Source organism: Albidovulum sp. (genome assembly GCF_049646345.1).
Lineage (GTDB): Bacteria > Pseudomonadota > Alphaproteobacteria > Rhodobacterales > Rhodobacteraceae > Albidovulum.
In genome coordinates this window covers 1-2,380 of the sequence record NZ_JBARVQ010000215.1, presented here as the reverse complement: position 1 = coordinate 2,380, position 2,380 = coordinate 1, and the positions used below count along the sequence as shown (strand labels likewise).

The following is a 2,380-nucleotide window of genomic DNA, read 5'->3' as shown; positions in this document are numbered from 1 at the left end:
CGGCAAAGGTAAAGGCAAAGGCAAGCGTGAAGGCGGACCTGGCAAGCGTGAAGACTGGCCTGGCAAACGCGAGGATGGCCCGGGTCGTAAAAACAAGGGCAAGGACGGTGAGCCCGAAGGCGAACAGGGCGAAACTGCCGGTGGCTCCGAGGGAGGCAACTAACGCAGCTGGAGTTCAGATCGAGATGGTAAGTACGGGAATTCTGGCGAAAAAGGTTCGAATTCCCGCACATTCAAAACTCGAAGCGTATAGCGCCTGATCCCGGAAAACGAAAAGACCCGCATGTCACTGACTGCGGGTCTTTTCTTTTTTTCCGTGTTTCTTACCAGTCGAACACAGGCTTCGGGCTCAGGCGCCGAACACGCCTCCCGCAAGGACCGCGACCCAACGGTTCGGCCGCTGCGGGTTCTGCATGCGGATGAAGCTGTAACCAGTCTCGCGCCACGGCATGATGCGGTTGCGCAGATTGTCGAGAACATAGTCGCCAGACGAGGTGCGCAGCACCAGCACGGCATGCGAGCCGCGATTGCGGTCCAGTACCGTCGCGATCAGCAAATCCTGTGGGCGCATGCCTGCTGCAATCAGCTCTTTCTTCTTCAAAAGGGCAAAATCCTCGCAATCGCCGCCACGCCGGGTCGGAAGCGCCCAGACCTCTTCAAGACCATATTGCTGGCGGTCGGATACCGAACGGACCCGTCGATTGACCATCGAATTGACCTGCCCGGCCACCTTCAGAACGCTGCGGTCGGGCAAGGAGCCGCCACCTGTTGTCCTGCAGGCCCAGGCATGATCACGGCAGAGTGCTGTGGCCCCCTGGGGGGCGGTGATTGCCTTGCGCGCAACGATGTGGCTTGTCGATTGCGGCTGTGCGGCCTCGGGCGCGCCGGGCGCCGCGAAACCGAGCGCGACGACAAGTGAGAGTTTGGCGAGCCTGGCCGCGATGCGGCGCGGGCGGTGGAATGCTGAATAGATCATTGGCAGCCTGATCATGAGTGGTCCCCGAAATGCATTCGGTCATGGTCGGGTGGCGTTTTCGGGCCTGAAAACTGGCGGCAATGGGACCATAGCAAGGCACAGCGGATTGCCGCCCGGTTTCAAAACCCCTCGAAACGGTCGCCTTTCCCCACAAGTCTTTGGAACCGCGCAAGAACCGCAGCAAACATGATACGACGATACCTTTTTGGCGAAGGCGTTTATTAAAAATGATTAGAATCATACGGTTAAGATAGCGTTTCTTTCTACTAAAGATTTAGTTTGACAAACGCTAACATCTGGCCCGAATATCTATGGGCCAGTTTCCGCTGGCCCAACAAATCTCAGGGAGGAGACAGGATGCGGAAGTATCTTCTCTCCGCAGTGGCCGTATCTGCGGTCATTGCGGGGGCCGGGCAGGCATTTGCCGATGCCGCGGCCGCACAGAAGTGGATCGACAGCGAGTTCCAGCCCTCTGCGCTTTCGAAAGAAGAGCAGATGGCCGAGATGGAATGGTTCATCAAGGCTGCCGAACCCTATGCGGGGATGGAAGTGAACGTATTGTCGGAAGGCATTCCGACCCATTCCTACGAATCCGAAGTGCTGACCAAGGCCTTCGAGGAAATCACCGGGATCAAGGTCAATCACCAGATCCTTGGTGAGGGCGAGGTCGTTCAGGCGGTGCAGACGCAGATGCAGACGCAGCGCAACCTCTATGACGGTTATGTCAATGACAGCGACCTCATCGGCACCCATGCGCGCCTTCAACTGGCCTATAACCTGACCGATCAGATGGCAGGCTCCTGGGCGGGCACGACCAATCCGGGGCTCGATCTGGATGACTTCATGGGCACCCAGTTCACCACCGGTCCGGACGGCAAGCTTTACCAGCTGCCAGACCAGCAGTTTGCGAACCTCTACTGGTTCCGCAAGGACTGGTTCGACCGCGCCGATCTGCAAGAGGCGTTCAAGGCCAAATACGGCTATGACCTCGGCGTGCCGGTCAACTGGTCGGCCTATGAGGATATCGCCGAGTTCTTCACCAATGACGTGAAGGAAATCGACGGCACCGCGATCTATGGCCATATGGAGTACGGCAAGCGCGCGCCTGACCTGGGGTGGCGCATGACTGATGCCTGGCTGTCGATGGCCGGTGCGGGCTCCCCGGGCGAACCGAACGGCGTGCCGATCGACGAATGGGGCATCCGGATGGAAGCGGGTTTATGTAACCCAGCGGGTGCGTCGGTCAGCCGTGGCGGTGAAGCCAACGGCCCGGCTGCGGTCTTCGCGATTGCCAAGTGGGACGAGTGGCTGCGCAACTACGCACCGCCGGCAGCGGCATCCTACGACTTCTACCAGTCGCTCCCGGCGCTCAGCCAGGGCAATGTCGCCCAGCAGATCTTCTGG

At 59.3% G+C, this 2,380-nt stretch carries 2 protein-coding genes; one reads left to right on the top strand and one right to left on the bottom strand.

The features are described 5' to 3' along the window. Positions 1-349: 349 nt before the first annotated feature. Positions 350-991, bottom strand: coding sequence for a transglutaminase-like cysteine peptidase (locus WBB85_RS05235; protein WP_432637573.1), 642 nt, complete (start codon positions 989-991; stop codon positions 350-352). 342 nt (positions 992-1,333) lie between these two features. Between WBB85_RS05235 and WBB85_RS05230 the strand changes: the two genes are divergently transcribed. Further along, positions 1,334-2,380, top strand: a 1,047-nt coding sequence (locus tag WBB85_RS05230; protein ID WP_432637572.1) for an ABC transporter substrate-binding protein, incomplete at its 3' end; no start/stop codon positions are given.